This is a genomic window from Rhodoferax sp., assembly GCF_037143375.1.
In the GTDB taxonomy this organism is placed as follows: domain Bacteria; phylum Pseudomonadota; class Gammaproteobacteria; order Burkholderiales; family Burkholderiaceae_C; genus Rhodoferax.
The window spans coordinates 1-17,172 of record NZ_JBAWYV010000072.1 but is presented as its reverse complement, the minus strand read 5'-3'; the positions used below and the strand labels follow the sequence as shown (position 1 = coordinate 17,172).

Annotated in this window: 15 protein-coding genes; 10 read left to right on the top strand and 5 right to left on the bottom strand. The window is 61.5% G+C overall.

Annotated features, from left to right (window positions below; all coding sequences use genetic code 11):
• On the bottom strand, positions 1–592 hold a 592-nt coding region (locus tag WCG50_RS11760), incomplete at its 3' end, for an NTP transferase domain-containing protein (RefSeq protein WP_336899791.1).
• Here WCG50_RS11760 and WCG50_RS11755 point away from each other — a divergent pair.
• Positions 591–1,493, top strand: coding sequence for a DUF6279 family lipoprotein (locus WCG50_RS11755; RefSeq protein WP_336899790.1), 903 nt, complete (start codon positions 591–593; stop codon positions 1,491–1,493). The two genes, WCG50_RS11760 and WCG50_RS11755, sit on opposite strands and share 2 nt — an antisense overlap.
• A gap of 30 nt (positions 1,494–1,523) precedes the next feature.
• Entirely contained in the window at positions 1,524–2,216 is a 693-nt protein-coding gene (locus WCG50_RS11750) for a phosphatase PAP2 family protein (protein WP_336899789.1), read from the top strand.
• Here the strand turns inward: WCG50_RS11750 and WCG50_RS11745 are convergent.
• Positions 2,213–2,812: a 5-formyltetrahydrofolate cyclo-ligase gene (locus WCG50_RS11745; protein WP_336899788.1), complete on the bottom strand. Its 600-nt coding sequence runs from the start codon at positions 2,810–2,812 to the stop codon at positions 2,213–2,215. The two genes, WCG50_RS11750 and WCG50_RS11745, sit on opposite strands and share 4 nt — an antisense overlap.
• A 9-nt stretch (positions 2,813–2,821) precedes the next feature.
• On the opposite strand from WCG50_RS11745, the gene WCG50_RS11740 reads away from it, so the two are divergent.
• The 8 genes from WCG50_RS11740 (at position 2,822) to WCG50_RS11705 (ending at position 14,469) form a co-directional block, all read left to right on the top strand.
• On the top strand, positions 2,822–4,825 hold the full coding sequence (locus WCG50_RS11740) for a transglycosylase SLT domain-containing protein (RefSeq protein WP_336899787.1): 2,004 nt from the start codon (positions 2,822–2,824) through the stop codon (positions 4,823–4,825).
• Entirely contained in the window at positions 4,822–5,730 is a 909-nt protein-coding gene (locus WCG50_RS11735) for a PhnD/SsuA/transferrin family substrate-binding protein (RefSeq protein ID WP_336899786.1), read from the top strand. Before WCG50_RS11740 ends, WCG50_RS11735 begins: the two co-directional genes overlap by 4 nt.
• Positions 5,727–7,814: an EAL domain-containing protein gene (locus tag WCG50_RS11730; RefSeq protein ID WP_336899785.1), complete on the top strand. Its 2,088-nt coding sequence runs from the start codon at positions 5,727–5,729 to the stop codon at positions 7,812–7,814. Before WCG50_RS11735 ends, WCG50_RS11730 begins: the two co-directional genes overlap by 4 nt.
• Positions 7,808–8,494, top strand: a complete 687-nt coding sequence (locus tag WCG50_RS11725) for a glutathione S-transferase family protein (RefSeq protein ID WP_336899792.1) — start codon at positions 7,808–7,810, stop codon at positions 8,492–8,494. The genes WCG50_RS11730 and WCG50_RS11725 overlap by 7 nt, the downstream gene beginning before the upstream one ends.
• A 9-nt stretch (positions 8,495–8,503) precedes the next feature.
• Entirely contained in the window at positions 8,504–9,814 is a 1,311-nt protein-coding gene (locus tag WCG50_RS11720; protein ID WP_336899784.1) for a multifunctional CCA addition/repair protein, read from the top strand.
• Between the two features lie 61 nt (positions 9,815–9,875).
• Positions 9,876–10,571: a response regulator transcription factor gene (locus WCG50_RS11715; protein WP_336899783.1), complete on the top strand. Its 696-nt coding sequence runs from the start codon at positions 9,876–9,878 to the stop codon at positions 10,569–10,571.
• On the top strand, positions 10,568–11,962 hold the full coding sequence (locus WCG50_RS11710; protein ID WP_336899782.1) for a sensor histidine kinase: 1,395 nt from the start codon (positions 10,568–10,570) through the stop codon (positions 11,960–11,962). Before WCG50_RS11715 ends, WCG50_RS11710 begins: the two co-directional genes overlap by 4 nt.
• Before the next feature lie 5 nt (positions 11,963–11,967).
• Positions 11,968–14,469, top strand: coding sequence for an EAL domain-containing protein (locus WCG50_RS11705; RefSeq protein ID WP_336899781.1), 2,502 nt, complete (start codon positions 11,968–11,970; stop codon positions 14,467–14,469).
• A gap of 58 nt (positions 14,470–14,527) precedes the next feature.
• On the opposite strand, the gene WCG50_RS11700 is transcribed toward WCG50_RS11705, so the two are convergent.
• The 3 genes from WCG50_RS11700 to WCG50_RS11690 form a co-directional block, all read right to left on the bottom strand.
• Complete coding sequence (locus WCG50_RS11700) at positions 14,528–15,604, bottom strand: ABC transporter ATP-binding protein (RefSeq protein ID WP_336899780.1); 1,077 nt, start codon at positions 15,602–15,604, stop codon at positions 14,528–14,530.
• Between the two features lie 5 nt (positions 15,605–15,609).
• Complete coding sequence (locus WCG50_RS11695; RefSeq protein ID WP_336899779.1) at positions 15,610–16,464, bottom strand: carbohydrate ABC transporter permease; 855 nt, start codon at positions 16,462–16,464, stop codon at positions 15,610–15,612.
• The coding region (locus tag WCG50_RS11690; protein WP_336899778.1) for a sugar ABC transporter permease at positions 16,454–17,172 on the bottom strand (719 nt) is incomplete at its 5' end. The genes WCG50_RS11690 and WCG50_RS11695, both read right to left, overlap by 11 nt.

Below are 17,172 nucleotides of genomic sequence, written 5' to 3'. Positions count from 1 at the left end.
ATTTTTTAAGTTGAGCGGCGGGCACCGCCATGATGCCGCTGTAGATTTCACGAATTTCACGCTGCGCAGCACTGGCATCCTTGTGTTCGACGATGGCCTGCACCACCTCGCCGTGGCGCACGATGCGGCCGTAGCCGGTGGGATCGGCCAGATCCAGCGTCAGCAGCGCCAGTCGGGTGCCGTCGCAGGCCGCAATCAATTGCTGCAACGTGGCGGCTTGGGTCAGCGGCACATCGCCCGAGAGCACCACCACGATGCCATCATCCTTCAACACCGGCACCGTCTGCTGCACCGCATGACCGGTTCCCAGCTGCGGCTCCTGGCGCACAAAATTTATGTCAAATAGGGCTCTAGCCCCCGTGTTACCTGCGAGAGCCGCTTCTACTTCGATAGCACCATGACCGGTGATCACGACCACCTGACGGGCGGCCAACTCAGCGGCGGTGTCCACCACATGCTGCAACAAGGCACGCCCGGCTAAAAGATGCAACACTTTGGGCAATTTGCTTTTCATGCGCGTGCCTTTTCCGGCCGCCATGATCACCACGTCCACCGGGGGTAGCGCTTTTGAGTTTTCTAAAATATCAACCATGACTCATTTCTCTCCATCACTGTTTCGACTATTTCACCGTTTTCATATTATCGGCGCGCTGTTGGCCTTGCTGGCGGTGGTGCTGCCAGGGTGCAGCGCCGTCAAACTGGGCTACAGCAACGCCCCCGAGATCACTTATTGGTGGCTCGACAGCTACCTGGATTTCAATTCTGCGCAAACCACCCAGGTGCGCGCCGACCTGAACACCCTGCAAGCCTGGCACCGTCAAAACGAGCTGCCTGCGTACGTCACTATTCTGGGGAAACTCCAGCGACTAGCAGCCAACAACGTCACGCCGGCGCAATTGTGCGAGGTCTACACCGACGTCATGCCAAGGTACCAAAAGCTGGTCTATGAACTGGCGCCTACCATCGTAGCCGTGGCACCGACCCTGCAAGCCGATCAGATTGATCATCTGGCGCGACAGTTGGAAAAGCGCAGTGTGAAATGGCGTGAAGAATGGGTAGACGGCACACTGGATGAGCGCAACGCCCGGCGTGTCAAGCAGTGGGTGGACCGGGTCGAGTTGATTTATGGACGACTGGACGAACCACAATTAGCCGTTCTGCGCGCCAGTGTGACCGCGTCTGTTTTCGACGCAGCCATCACTTACAACGAATCGCAACGCCGTCACCAGGACGCTCTGCAGACCCTGCGCCAACTCCAGCCCGGCATGCCAGGGGTTGCGCGCGCCAAGACCGAGGTGCATGACTTGCTCAGCCGCGCCATGAACGCGCCCGACCCGGCCACCCGAAGTTACATAGAGAAGATCGCCCAGGAAAATTGCGCCACCCTGGCCAAGTTGCACAACAGCGCCACGCCCGCGCAGCGCCTCAAGGTACTTGAAACGCTGAAAGACTACGAGGCCGATGCGCGTACCCTGATGGCGACCGGGCGCTGAGCGAAGCCTGGTACTCACAAACCCTTTGCGATGAGCCCTGATCCCCAAAATTCATTATTGTTCTGGCACCTGCTGACCCGCTTGGGCGAGATGCAAATCCTGTTGCCGGCAGCACTGCTGGCCATGCTGACCATGCTTCGGCGACCCGAGGCACGGCCGCTGGCGGGCTGGTGGGGCGTGCTTTTAATGGTAGCGGCGCTTATTACCACCGCCAGCAAATTGGCGTTTATGGGCTGGGGCATTGGCAGCGCTGAACTGGACTTCACCGGCATCTCGGGCCACGCCATGTTTGCCGCCGCCGTCTACCCGCTGCTGCTGGGCACCCTAGCGTCTCATATTTCGACTACCGGCCAACGGCTGGCCGTGGGCGCAGGCTTTGTACTGGCCTTGCTGGTGGGCCTATCGCGGCTGGAGGTCGGAGCGCATTCGGTCTCAGAGGTGATGGCAGGTCTGCTTTTAGGCGGTGCAGTCAGCGTAACGACCATAGCCCGTGCTGGCTTGCCGCGCGCGGTCATGGGGATGGTGTTGCCGGCGCTGGTGACCGTTTGGCTCCTGGTGATGCCAGTGCACGCAGCGCCAACAAAAACACACAACCTGGTGACGCGCTTGTCGCTGATGCTATCGGGACACTCCACACCGTATACCCGCGCCAGCTTGTTGCGCGCAAAGCGCCACAGCACTCCGCCAATCAGTGAGTCAAGCCACGCCGACAACCGGATTTAAACCGGCCAAACCACCCCGTAGTCATTCAGGATCGCATCCATCGGCAAGTCATGCGACTCGGGCTCGAAATCAGGCAAAAAACCCTGAGAAAAACCCAAGCCCACGGTGACGGGACGGGGCTCCAGTGTGGCCAGCATACGGTCATAAAAACCACCGCCGTAGCCCAGCCGGTACCCGCCTGCGGCATAGCCCACGCACGATACAAATAGCAGGGTCGGTACGATCACTTCGGTGTCTTTGGGCTTGGGAATGCCATAAGCATCTTCTTCCATCGGACAACCGGGATACCAGGCATGAAACGTCATTGTTTTATGAACTTTATCGACCACCGGCAGTCCAATACGGCGAGGCTGGGGTTGATCGAGCAGTTCGCCGTCTTCCTTCCAGCGGTGCAAGGCGGGAAGTGGGTCGAACTCGCCCTTGATTGGCCAATAGGCGCCGATGACTGCATCTGGGCGACCCACGAGCCAGATTCGCATGACGCGTTGTAACAAGTCAGCGCGCTGTAGGCGGTCTGGCATGTTAAGCCGTTGCTCTATAAGTAATTTGCGTAGCGCCTTCTTGTCGAGCGCCCTTTGATCATCAGAATTATTCATAATCCTCACATGCAGTTATCAACCATTTTGACATCGATTCCCTTGTTGGCGAGCTTGATGCTTTCAACCACAGCCTCGGTACACGCCCAATCCAAATCAACGGGCAAAGTCGCCTCAGACGATGTGATTCTTGAAATGAGCCAGGCCTTCAAAAAAGGCGAGCGCAAACGACTGACCAGCTTGCTGCCCCAAGTTCGGGGCCATGCGCTGGAGCCGTGGGGTGCGTATTGGGAGTTGCGGGCCCGGCTGGACTCGGCCTCCGCCATGGAAGTGCAGGACTTTTTCAGCCGTTTTGCCGGCACCTACCAGGAAGACCGCTTGCGCAATGACTGGCTGCTACTGCTGGGCCAGCGGCGCGATTGGGCCAATTTCTCAGCCGAGTTGCCCAACTTTCGCATGAACGACGACCGCGAAGTGCGCTGCTACGCCATCGCTGCAGATCAAACACTGTCCGGTGCAGACCTGTCCGCCAACCTCAAACGGGAGTGGTACGCGCAAAAAGACGCTGACGACGGCTGCAACCTGGCGGCCACCCGTCTTTATGGCGCCAAAAAACTCACCGACGCCGACATCTGGCGCAAGGCGCGCCTGGCGATGGAAGCCAACCGGCCGCGCGCCGCCCGAATGGCCGCTGAAATCATCTCGCCCGAGGCGGCCGCGCCGCTGGACGAGATCGTCAACAACCCGACGCGCTACCTCTCCAAACGCGTGACCGCGGGCGGCAAAACCGGCAAGGAAGCCGTGGTACTGGCCTTGATCCGCATGGCCTCCAACGACCCGGACCTGACGGCCAGCGTGCTTGAAAACCATTGGAGCGTGCACCTGAACCCCGAACAGCGTTCCTGGGTTTGGGGCGTCATCGGCAAGCAAATGGCGCAACGCCTCACCCCGGACGCGATGGAATCCTTTGCCAAAGCCCGGGACAGCGAGTTGAGCAACGATCACCTGGGCTGGAAAGTGCGCGCCGCCTTGCGCCAGGGTCAATGGAAAACCGTGCTGGAGGCCACCAACGCCATGAGCCCTGAAGTACGCCAGGAGTCCACCTGGGTTTACTGGCGCGCCCGGGCCCTGCTGAAACTGGCCAAAGGCGACGCCGACCGTGCCGAGGCTGCCCAACTACTGCAAGGCATTGCCGGCGTGCGCGGTTTTTACGAGCAACTGGCACTGGAAGAACTCGGCCAGCGCATCAATACCCCGGCCAGACCGGTTGCGCTCTCAGCCGAAGAAAAAGACGGCGCCCGACTCAACACCGGACTGAACCGCGGCCTTTACGCCATCCATGCGGGTTTGCGGTCCGAGGGCGTGAAGGAGTGGAACTACAGCACCAACCTGCACCAGCGCGGCGGCATGAATGACCGCGACCTGATGGCTGCAGCCGACCTGGCCTGCCAGCACGAGGTCTGGGACCGCTGCATCAGCACCAGCGACCGGACCAAGATCGAGATCGATTTCGAGCAACGCTTTCCCATGCCCTTCAAGGACGCAGTGGTGCAACGGGCCACCAAAATCGGGCTGGACCCGGCCTACGTTTATGGCCTGATCCGCCAAGAAAGCCGCTTTGTGATGGACGCCCATTCCGGCGTGGGCGCTTCGGGACTGATGCAAGTGATGCCCCCTACTGCGAAATGGACCGCCAAAAAAATCGGCATGACCGACTTCAAACCGCACCAGATCACCGACCGCGACACCAACATCGCCATCGGCACCGGCTACCTCAAGCTGATTCTGGACGACTTTGCCGGCTCGATGCCGATGGCCACCGCCGCCTACAACGCCGGCCCCAGCCGCCCCCGCAGCTGGCGCGGCACCACCGGTGGACCGGTGATGGAGGCCGCCATCTGGGCCGAGAATGTGCCTTTTGCAGAAACGCGTGATTACGTGAAAAAAGTGCTCTCCAACACCACCAACTACGCCGCGCTCATCACCGGCCAGCCGCAATCGCTCAAGCTGCGACTGGGCAACATCGGCCCTCGCGATGCCAGCCAGCTGGTCGCTAACCAGGACCTGCCTTGACCCTGCGCCGTCGCCCTTTGGTACTGGGCCTGCTGACCGCCTTGGTCGGGTGCGACGCACGTGAAGAAAGTAAGGCACCCATCTACACCTCAGCCCCGGCAGTGGTGGCCGGCAAGCCGGTGTACCGACTGGCGGTGCACCCGCTGCACAACCCGCAAACCCTGCACCAGCTCTACACCCCGCTGACCGACTATCTGGGGCGCCAGTTGACGGAGGTCCATTTCGAGGTGGAAGCGTCCACCTCCTATGCCGACTTTCAGGACAAGTTCACATCACGCGGGCCGCACCTGATCCTGCCCAACCCGTACCATGCGCTCAAAGCGGCCGACAACGGGTACGAGGTGATTGCCGAAGCCGGTAACAGTGCCGATTTCAGGGGTATTTTTTTATTGCGCAAAGACAGTGGCATCACCAGCCCCTTGCAGCTCAAGGGCAAGACCGTGGCCTTTCCGGCACCCACCGCCCTGGCTGCTGCCATGATGCCGATGGTCTGGCTGGCCAACCAGGGATTGAAGATGCCGCAAGACATTCAGAGCAGCTTTGTGGGCACGCACCAGTCCGCCATTCTTAATGTTTACCTGGGCCAAGCTGCGGCAGGCGTCACATGGCCGTCGCCCTGGAATGATTTTCAGAAAAGCAACCCCAAGGAAGCGGCCGCGCTGCACCTGGTCTGGCAAACCCCGGAGCTGATCAACAACGCCCTGATGGCGCGCTCTGACTTACCCCCCCACCACATCGCCCGCATTCGTGAGTTGCTGCTCGGCCTGCACGAGCACGAGGAAGGCCAAGCTATTCTCAAAGGCATGATGACACCGCGCTTCAACCCGGCCGACACCGCGCGCTATCGGCACGTGGTCGGCGGCTTTTTAAAAACCTACATCGCCCAGGTTGGACCCCTGCCGTGACCTTGCGCCGTTTGTTCACGGGCTCGGTTCGCCGCCAACTGGTCTGGGGTGTGGCCACTGTGCACGCCGTGCTGATGGGCTTCTTTGTGACCGACCTGGTGCATCGCCAGCAGGTTTTCATGCAGCAACAGCATGCCCGCGCGGCCCAGACGCTGGCGCACAGCCTGGCACTCTCGGTCACCAACGGCCTGCTGACGCGTGACCTGGCGGGCCTGCAAGAGCTGGTGCAGCTCAAGACCATTGATTCGGGCGTGGCCTATGTGATTGTGCTGGACCACACCGGGCGCATCCAGGCGCACACCGAGAGCACACGCGTGGGCCAGTACATTGGCGACATTGCGACCCTGCAAGCCCTGCCTGAACGCAGTGCGGCGGTCCTGAGCCAAAGCCAGGAGCTGACCGATGCCGTGGCGCCGGTGTTGGCCGGCCCCCGGTCCATTGGCTGGGCCCGGGTCGGCCTGCGGGCTGCCCCGGACGAGGCCACCGGCCGCTCGGTGCTACTGCAGGGTTTAGGCTATACCCTGGCCGCCATTTTGGCCGGCACCTTGATGGCGCTCTGGATGGCGCGGCGCCTCACCGCCCGGCTTGACACCATCCGCACCACAGCCCAACAAGTGCAGCAAGGCCAGACCGAAGCCCGCGTGAAACTGCAAGGACAAGACGAAACCAGTGATGTGGCGCGCAGCTTCAATCGCATGCTCGACAGCCTGGCCGAGCAGCAAACCCAACTGGAGCAACTGGCCAACTACGACCCGCTCACCGGACTGCCCAACCGCCGCCTGTTGACCGACCGGCTGGACCAAGCCATGTCCCACACCCAGCGCACTGGCAGCGCCATGGCCACGGTGATGCTGGACCTGGACGGGTTCAAACTCATCAACGACACGCACGGTCACGAGGCAGGCGACCGCTTGCTGCGCGACATTGCCCATCGCATCCACACCCAGTTGCGTGGTGGCGACACGGCAGCTCGCTTGGGCGGCGACGAGTTCGTGCTGGTGCTGCAGGACCTCGACGGCAACAATGCGGTGCAGCAATGCCAGCAAGCCCTGACGCGCATGCTGACCTCGATTGCCACCCCGATGCAGTTGGACGGCTCCAACGTCACCCTGTCCGCCAGTATTGGCGCCACGCTCTACCCGCAAGATCCATCAGACGCCGACACCTTGCTGCGCCACGCTGACCAGGCCATGTTCATTGCCAAACAGTCTGGCAAGAACCGTTTTCATCTTTATGACACCGAACACGACCGCCAGTTGGGCGTGCGCCGCGTCGCTTTGGAGCGCCTGGCCCAAGCCCTGCAGGATGACGAACTGCTGCTGTACTACCAGCCCAAGGTCCACATGCGCACCGGCGAACTGCAAGGCGTCGAAGCCCTGATCCGCTGGCAGCATCCGGACCAGGGGCTGTTGGCGCCCGCCCTTTTCCTGCACACGCTCGACGGCAACCCACTGGAACTGGCCGTGGGTGATTGGGTGATTCGCACCGCGCTGGCCCAGGCAGCCGCCTGGCGAGCGCAGGGTTTGCCGATGTCCATGAGCATCAATGTATCGCCGCGCCAAGTAGCGCAGGCCGGTTTTGTGGCGCGTCTTGCACAACTGCTGGCCGAGCAGCCCACGCTGCCACCGCAGGCCGTTGAGCTGGAACTGCTGGAAAGCGCGGCCGTCGATGACCGCGACGCCACCTCCTCTGTGTTGCAGGCTTGCCGCCGACTGGGCGTGCGTTTTGCGTTGGATGATTTCGGTACCGGCTATTCCTCTCTGGTGCACCTGCGCCGCATGCCGGTCGACACCCTCAAGATCGACCAGAGCTTTGTGCGCGACATGCTCGACGACCCCGACGACCTGGCGATTGTGGAGAGCGTGGTGCGCCTGTGTGCCTCGTTTCGTCGCCACGTGGTGGCCGAGGGCGTTGAAACCGAACTGCACGCCAGCGCCCTGCTGGCGATGGGCTGCAACACCGGCCAGGGCTACGGCATCGCCCGACCCATGCCGGCTGAAGCACTCCCTGCCTGGCTGAAGAAATGGCGCGTACAAGGCTTTTGGCAAAACATGAGACTCCCACAACGGAACCCTGAATCATGAAACTTTATATTGGCAACAAAAACTACTCTTCCTGGTCGATGCGCCCGTGGGTGCTGCTAACCCAGGCTGGCATCCCGTTTAAAGAGGTCATGGTCAGGTTTGACTCGTTTGAGGCGGGCTCCTGCTTCAAGTCCACGCTCAGCACTCTGTCACCCACCGGCAAGGTGCCCTTGCTGGTGGACGGTGAACTGGTGGTGTGGGACACGCTGGCGATTTGCGAGTACCTGGCCGAGCAGTTTCCCGACCACCACTTGTGGCCGCGTGACCAGGCCGCCCGGGCCCGGGCGCGCAGCGTGTGCGCCGAAATGCACGCCGGTTTTACCAACTTGCGCAGCCACTGCCCCATGAACATTGAGGCCACGCTACCCGAGATCGGCGCCCTGATCTGGCGCGACCAAGCGGGCGTGCGCACTGACGTTGCCCGACTGGTAGCCCTGTGGACGCAGGCGCTGGACGCCCATGGCGGACCCCTCCTGTTTGGCGAGTTCAGCATTGCCGACGCCTACTTTGCACCCGTCTGCATGCGCCTGAAAACCTATGCGCTGCCGGTACCCCCGGCAATTTCCGCGTACGTGGATCGGCTCTGCGCCCTGCCCGGCATCAAGGCCTGGATCGATCAAGCCAAGGCTGAACAGGACTTTCTTGATTTTGAAGAACCCTACCGCCTGACCCTGGACTAAGCCGGCACCATGCAAATTTACCTGGTGGGCGGTGCGGTGCGCGATGCGTTATTGGGCCTGGAAGTCAAGGACCACGATTGGGTGGTAGTCGGCGCCACGCCCGAGGCCATGGTTGAGCAAGGCTACCTGCCAGTCGGCAAAGACTTTCCGGTGTTTCTTCACCCGTACACCAAAGAGGAATACGCGCTGGCACGCACCGAGCGCAAAACCGCGCCCGGCTACCACGGGTTTGCCATCCACGCAGACCCCAGCGTCACGCTGGAAGAAGACCTGGCGCGGCGCGACCTCACTATTAATTCAATAGCTGTTAGCGCATACCCCATAAGGGCTAGAGGTCGATTTAATGCTTATGAGACGCTGGACGCCAGTCTGTGGGACTCGGCCGGCGTTTTGTCCGACCCTTATGGCGGACGGCAAGACCTGGCCCACAAGGTGTTTCGCCATGTCACCGAGGCCTTTCGGGAAGACCCGGTACGCATCCTGCGCGTGGCCCGGTTTGCGGCGCGATTTCATGACTTCACCGTGGCGCCCGAAACCTTGACCCTGATGCGCGACATGGTGCAGACGGGCGAGGCCGATCACCTGGTGGCCGAGCGTGTCTGGCAGGAGTTGGCCCGGGGCCTGATGGAAGCCACGCCCTCGCGCCTGTTCGAGGTGCTGCGCGACTGCGGCGCGCTCAAGGTGCTGCTGCCCGAGGTCAACGCCCTGTGGGGCGTGCCGCAACGCGCTGAGTACCACCCTGAGATAGACACCGGCATTCACCTTCTGATGGTGTTGGACATGAGCGCCCGCCTCAACGCGCCCTTGCCGGTGCGCCTGGCCTGCCTGTTTCACGACCTGGGCAAAGCCACCACCCCGGCCGACGTGCTGCCGCGCCACATTGGCCACGAAGAGCGTAGCGCACGCATCCTCAAAAAAGTGTGCGAGCGACTGCGCCTACCGGTAGAGTGCCGCGAACTGGCCGACGTGGTGGCGCGCGAGCACGGCAACATTCACCGCAGCGCCGACCTCAATCCGGCCGCACTGGTGCGCCTGCTGGAACGCTGCGACGCCTTTCGCAAACCCCAGCGTTTTGCCGATGTGCTGCTGGCCTGCGAATGCGATGCCCGCGGCCGCCTCGGGCTGGCCGAGTCGGCCTACCCGCAAGGCCCGCGACTGTGGGCCGCCTTGACGGCAGCTCAGTCTGTCGCTACTAATTTAATAGCTTCCAGCGCAATAGCGACGGGGGCTACAGGCCCAAAAATAGGCGAACTGATTCATGCCGCCCGGGTCGAGGCGGTTCGCCTCAACCTGCCGCCCGCCCCGCCCACTGCGGGATAACACGCATACAGACCTGAGGCGCTTTTCACAAATTTAGCGCTTTGGTGGTTATGCTCTTCATATGACAAGTTTGCTGATAGTTGAAGACGACGAATTGCTGCGTGATGGCCTGAGCGCCCAACTGGCCCAAGCCGGTCACAGCGTGACGCTGGCCGCCGATGGCGAATTGGCCCAATCGCTGCTGGAGGCCCATCGTTTTGATGGCGTGATCCTGGATTTGGGCCTGCCCAAAGTGAGTGGCATGGAGGTGCTGCGCTGGCTCCGGCGCCGCTTCCCGGCCCTTCCGGTGTTGATACTGACGGCCCGCGACGGTGTCGAAGACCGGGTACAAGGCCTCAATGCCGGGGCCGACGACTACCTCACCAAACCCTTCAACATGGCCGAATTACAAGCCCGCCTGGGCGCCATGCTGCGCCGTGCCCGCCTGCCGGCTTTTGGCGGCTCGCTTGAATTGGCCGCCAGCGCCACCCAGCGGTTGCGGGTCGATGCCACCCAGCCCCAGGCCTGGCTCGACGACGAACCGATGGAGCTGACGCACCGTGAATGGGCGCTGCTGTCGCTGCTGGTCAGCCATGCCGGACAGGTGGTAAGCCGCGAAGATGTGCTGGGTGTGTGGCAATCCGAACCCGGCGACGGGGCGGTCTCCAACGCGCTGGAAGTCTATGTGCACCGCCTGCGCCGAAAACTGGCCGATTCTGGCCTGACGATTCGCAATGTGCGCGGCTTGGGCTACCTGTTGGAAACCACCGCGCCATGAAGCCCCCGGGCGCACGCCACAGCCTCTCGCTCAAACGCCTGTTGCTGCTGTGGTTGCTGCTGCCGCAACTGGTGCTGTGGCTGGTGGGCGGCGCCCTGACCTACCGCATCGCGCTCCAGTACGCCGAAAAAGGCGTGGACCAGTCCCTCACCCAATCGGTGCTGTCACTGGCGCGACAGGTCAAGCCGGTGGGCTCGGGCCTGCTGATCGACTTTCCCCGCGCTGCGCAAGACATCATAGAACAAGACCCAAAAGACCGGGTCAGCTACATGGTGTCTTCGCCACCTGGCAGCTTTTTGCTGGGCAATGGCAAGCTGCCGCCGCCGCAACTGAACACGATCCCCACCACCGGCGAAACCCTGCTTTACAACGTGAGCATGGATGGCAAACCGATGCGCGTGGCCCTGCTGGACATCAATTACGGTGAGCCCGCCTCACCCCAACGCATGCGTGTGCAAGTAGCCAAAAGCCTGGCTGTACAGCAGCGCATTGCCGCCGGTCTGGTGACCGACATTCTGACGCCCTTGCTGCTGCTGGGCATCCTGCTCAGTGTGCTGGTCTATGCCGGCATCACGCGCGGCTTGCGGCCACTCAAGCGACTGCAAGCGCAACTCGGTGACCGCCGGGAGTCCAGCCTGTCGGCGCTGGCGCCAATTGAGCTGACACAGGCCCCGCAGGAAGTTCATGCGCTGGCCGGCGCCGTCAACCACTTGCTGTCGGCCGTGCGGCGCAGTCTGGGCCAGGAAAAACGCTTTCTAAACGACGCCGCCCACCAGCTGCGCACGCCGCTGGCGGGCCTGATCAGCCAGACCGAACTGGCCCTGGCCGAGACCGACCCGCAGGCCCTGCGTGAGCGTCTGACCAAGGTACTGTCAGGTGCGCAGCGCAGCGCGCACCTCGTGCACCAACTGCTCTCGCTGGCGCGCAACGAAGCCGATGTCACCCTTCAGCCCCTTGACGCGGCCGCACTGGCGCGCGAGGTGGCGCGGGAATGGACACCCCGCGCGCTGTCTGCCGGCGTTGACCTGGGCTACGAAGGCGAGGAAAGCCTGCTGTTGGACGGTGAAAAGCTCCTGCTGCGCGAGGCGCTGAGCAACCTGCTCGACAACGCCTTGCTGTACGCTGGCCCGGGCAGTGTGGTGACTTTGCGGGTGGCTCGCCAAGGCCCTGTGGCCGTGATTGAGGTCGAAGACAACGGGCCCGGCTTGAGCCCTGACGACTTGCTCCATGTGTTTGAGCGTTTCTGGCGTGCCAGCGCCTTGCCCGGTGGCTGCGGTTTGGGCCTGGCCATCGTTCATGAGATTGCCCGCCGCCATGGTGGCAGCGCCACTGCGTTGCCGGTCCAACCCCGAGGCCTGCTGATCCGACTTAGCCTGCCCTTAAAAAATTGAACACCATGTTGAATCAACCCACCTATGAGAGCGAAAACCCCTGGAAATTGGCACTGGAAAGCTCGGGAGAAGGCATCTGGGACTGGAACATGCTCACCGGCGCGCAAAGCCATTCGGTTCGCTGGGAAGAAATGCTGGGCTACCAGGCCGGCGAGTTGAACCAGGGTTACCAGGAGTTCATCACCCGTGTCCACCCGGACGATATCGCGCCGCTGAACGCCGCCTTCACGGCCTACCTCGAAGGGCACACGCCCGGTTACGGCATGGATGTGCGCCTGCGCTGCAAAGACGGTTCCTGGAAGTGGATTTTTTCCAGTGGCAGTGTCGTCAGCCGCGATGCGCTGGGCCGCCCGCTGCGCATGATCGGCACCCATACCGACATCACCGAACGCAAACTGGCCGAGACCGCGTTGCGTGCGTTGAACCTGAAGATGTCAGACAAATCCCAGCTGCTGCAAACCACCCTGAGCAGCATCAGTCAGGGCATCATCGTGTTTGACCCCGATAGCCGGGTGCGCAAGTTCAACCCCCGGGTCTGTGAGCTGCTGGACCTTCCCGAGAGTTATCTGGCCACCCGTCCCACGCTGAAGGAACTGAACACGTTCCAGATCGCCCGCAATGACTTTGGAGCCGGCGCCATGCTGGTGGATGAACGGGCACGCGACTACCTGCTGGCGGGCGGCATGGGCGTCTCGCCACCGCACTATTTGCGGGTGACGCCAGAAGGCCGAACTCTGGAGATCAAGACCCAGACCCTGGCCGATGGGGGCATGGTGCGCACCTTTGCCGACGTGACCGATTACGTGCTGGCCAAGGCGGCCTTGCAGGAAAACGAGTTGCGCTGGAAGCTGGCCCTGGAGAGCACCGGCGATGGCGTGTGGGACTGGAATGTACAAAGCGGCGAAGAGTATTTTTCCAAACGCCTGCTCGAGATGTATGGCTTCAGCGAAACTGAATTGCATGATCGTCCTGACGATCTCGATAGCCGCACCCACCCCGATGACTTGGCGCAGATGCAGCGCGACCGCCAAGCCCATTTCGAGGGTCTGACCCCCGCCTACCACAACGAACACCGCGTGCTTTGCAAAAAAGGCCAATGGAAATGGGTGCTGTCGCGGGGCATGGTCATCAGCCGCGACGCCCAGGGCAAGCCACTGCGCATGATCGGCACCCATACCGACATCACCGATCGCAAAACCTCTGAAGCATTGATCTGGCATCAGGCCCATTTCGACCCGTTGACCGGGCTGCCCAATCGCAACATGCTGCGTGATCGGTTGAACCAGTATCTCAAGAAAAGTAAGCGCGACGGCCAACAACTCGCCCTGCTATTTATTGACCTCGACCACTTCAAGGAAGTCAACGACACCTTCGGCCATGACAGCGGCGACCGATTGCTGATTCAGGCCGCACGGCGTATTCAGTCCTGCGTGCGCGAGGCCGACACTGTAGCCCGCATGGGCGGCGACGAGTTCACCGTGATCCTGAGCGAGCTCTCAGACACGGCCCACCTGGAGCGCATCCTGCAAAACATGCTGCAGGCGCTGGAGGCCGTATTTCAACTCGGGAATGAGCAGGTTTACGTCTCGGCGAGTATCGGCATCACGCTGTTCCCCGGCGATGCAACCGCGATCGAAGACTTATTCAAGAACGCGGACCAGGCCCTGTACGTGGCCAAGGGCGCGGGGCGCAACCGCTTCAGCTTTTTCACGCCCGCCTTGCAAGAGGCGGCGCAAACCCGGGTGCGCCTGGCCAACGACCTGCGCAGCGGCTTGGCGGGGGAGCAGTTCCGTGTGGTGTTTCAGCCCATCATTGAGTTAGCTACCGGCGCCGTGCACAAGGCCGAAGCGCTGATTCGCTGGCAGCACCCGACGCGCGGACTCGTCAGCCCGGCCGACTTTATTCCGATTGCCGAGGCCAGTGGCCTGATCGTCGACATTGGCGAGTGGGTGTTCCAGCAAGCGGCCCAGCAAGTACGGCAATGGCGCACGACGATTCACCCGGATTTTCAGATCAGCGTGAACAAATCCCCGGTGCAGTTTCACCAAAGTGGCCGACTCAGGGCGCCTTGGTATGAGCAGCTGAAAACCATGGGCTTGCCAGGGCAAAGTATCGTGGTCGAAATCACCGAGGGACTGTTGCTGGATGCCAGTGCAAGCGTAGACGCACAACTGCTGCAACTGCGTGATGCCGGCATTGGCGTCTCGCTGGACGACTTTGGCACCGGCTACTCGTCGCTGTCGTACCTGCAAAAATTTGACATCGACTTCATCAAGATCGACCAGTCGTTTGTGCGTCACCTGATGCCGGGGGGCACCAACCTGGCCTTGTGCAAGGCGATCATCGTGATGGCCCATGAACTGGGCATCAAGGTGGTTGCCGAGGGCGTTGAAACAACCCAGCAACGCGACCTGCTGGCCGCCGCTGGTTGCGATTACGCGCAGGGCTACCTGTTTGCACGACCTATGTCGGCCACCGACTTTGAAATTTATTTAGAAGCCAAATAGGCTTCTAGCGCAGGTGCATCCTGCGCTAGCAGCTCTCTTTTCAATAGCATATACAAGTCTATTGATCGATCCGAACGCCGGTCTGGGCGTCAAACCAGTTGTTGTGACGGTTGCTCACCGTCATGCCGGTGTGCTCCCCAACCCGGATGACGGTGTTGGGCGCCACGCGCACCGTGAGCAGGCCGACGGCGGTTTTGACCACCACATAGGTGTCGGCGCCGGTGGGCTCTACCAACACCACTTCACCGCGCCAGGGCGCATCGGCGTCCAGGTGGATGTGCTCGGGGCGCTGGCCCAGCGTGACGGCACCGGCAGGTGCCGGGCAACCCAGGTCGAGCGAGCCGCCTTCAAAGCGAAATACACCGCTAGCCCCCGTGCCGTCTGTGCTACCCGCTATGAAATTCATATTGGGCGAGCCAATGAACCCCGCCACATAGGTGTTGGCCGGGCGTCGGTAAATATCGTCAGGCGTGCCGATTTGTTGCAGGATGCCGTCCTTCATGACCGCGATGCGACTGCCCAGCGTCATGGCTTCGATCTGGTCGTGCGTCACGTAAACGCTGGTGATGCCACTCACATGGTGCAGGCGCTTGATTTCGGCGCGCATCTCGACGCGCAGTTTGGCGTCCAGGTTACTCAGCGGCTCGTCAAACAAAAATAGCTGCGGGTCGCGTGCCAAAGCCCGGCCCATCGCCACGCGCTGACGCTGACCACCGGATAGTTGCGCCGGGCGACGGTCCAGCAAATGCTCGATTTGCAGCATGGCGGCCACCTCGTGAATGCGCTTGGTGCGCACGTCTTTGGGCACCTTGCGCATCTCCAGCGCAAAACCGATGTTGTCGGCCACGCTCATGGTCGGGTACAGCGCGTAGCTCTGGAACACCATGGCGATGTCGCGATGGGCCGGGGCTACGCCAACGACGTCTTTGCCATTGATGCGCACCTCGCCTTCGGTCGGTTCTTCGAGCCCGGCAATGATGTTGAGCAGCGTCGATTTGCCGCAACCCGAAGGCCCGACCAGAATCAAAAACTCGCCCGGGGCCACGTCGATATCAATTTTCTTGAGAATTTCGACGGCCTTGTCGCCCTTGCCAAAGACCTTGCGAATACCGGCGATGTGAAGTGAAGCTGCCATGTTGTTTATCCTTTCACCGCGCCAGCGGTGAGACCTTTAACGAAATATTGACCTGCCAGCACGTAGACCAGCATGGTGGGAAGACCGGCAATCACGGCAGCCGCCATGTCGACGTTGTAGCTCTTGACGCTGCTTGAGGTGTTGGCCATGTTGTTCAGGCCCACGGTGATGGGCTTGCTGTCGGCGCCACTGAAGGCCACACCAAACAGAAAGTCGTTCCAGATATTGGTGAACTGCCAAATCAAAGTGACCATCAGAATCGGCGTCGACATCGGCACCACGATGCGGAAAAAGATGCGCCAAAAACCAGCGCCATCAATGCGCGCCGCACTCACCAGTTCTTTGGGAATGGCGGTGTAGTAGTTGCGGAAAAACAGCGTGGTCCCCGCCAAACCGGCAATGCAGTGCACCAGCACCAGACCCGTCAGCGAACTCGATATTCCAAGGAAACCCAGCACCTGGCTCATCGGCAGCAGCACCACCTGAAACGGCATGAAGACGCCGAACAGCATGAAGCCAAACAGCACTTCGCTACCCCGGAACTTCCACATGCTCAGCACGTAGCCGTTGATGGCGCCCCAGGCGGTCGAAATCAGCACCGCCGGCACGGCCATGATCACAGAGTTCCAGAAGTAAGGCTTCAAACCGCGGCAGTCAACCCCGGTGCAGGCGCTGGACCAAGCCAGGCCCCACGACTCAAAGTTGAGAGAGGTGGGCAGGCTCAGCAAATTGCCGGAGCGGATCTGCTCGGCGTCCTTGAAGGACGTGGCGAGCATCACATAGAGCGGCGCCAAAAAGAAGAAGGCAGCCACCAGCAGCACGCTGTAGATGGCGATACGGGGCAAGTGTTTAGCGATCATGGGGTTTGGCGCGAAGCTCGCTGTAAAGGTAAGGAACCACGATGGCGGCCACGGTGGCCAGCATCATGGTGGCACTGGCAGCACCCAGACCAATCTGGCCACGGGTGAAACTCATCACATACATGAAGGTGGCGGGCACGTCCGACGCATAACCGGGGCCGCCGGCGGTGAGCGCCATGACCAGATCGAAGCTCTTGATGGACAAGTGCGAGAGCACCAGCACGGTGGAGAACACCACTGGGCGCAGGATCGGCAAAATAATGCGCCAGTAAATGCGCGGCAGTGAGGCGCCGTCAATTTGCGCCGCCTTGATGATGCTGTCGTCAATGCCGCGCAGCCCGGCAAGCGAGAGCGCCATGGCAAACCCGGCCGACTGCCAGATGCCGGCAATCACCACGCAATAAATGGCGGTCTCGCTTTGCACCAGCCAGTCAAAGCTGAAACTGGCCCAACCGAGGTCGTGCATCAGTTTCTCAAGCCCCAGACTGGGATTCAAAATCCATTTCCAGGCGGTGCCAGTCACAATGAAGGACAGCGCCATGGGGTACAGAAAGATCGTGCGCAACAACCCTTCGGCGCGAATTTTCTGGTCCAGAAAAATCGCCAGTGCCATGCCCAGCAGCATGGAGCCGCCGACGTACAAGAGGCTAAACAGGCCCAGATTTTTCAGGGCCACGATCCAGCGGTCCATCTCCCACAGCCGCACAT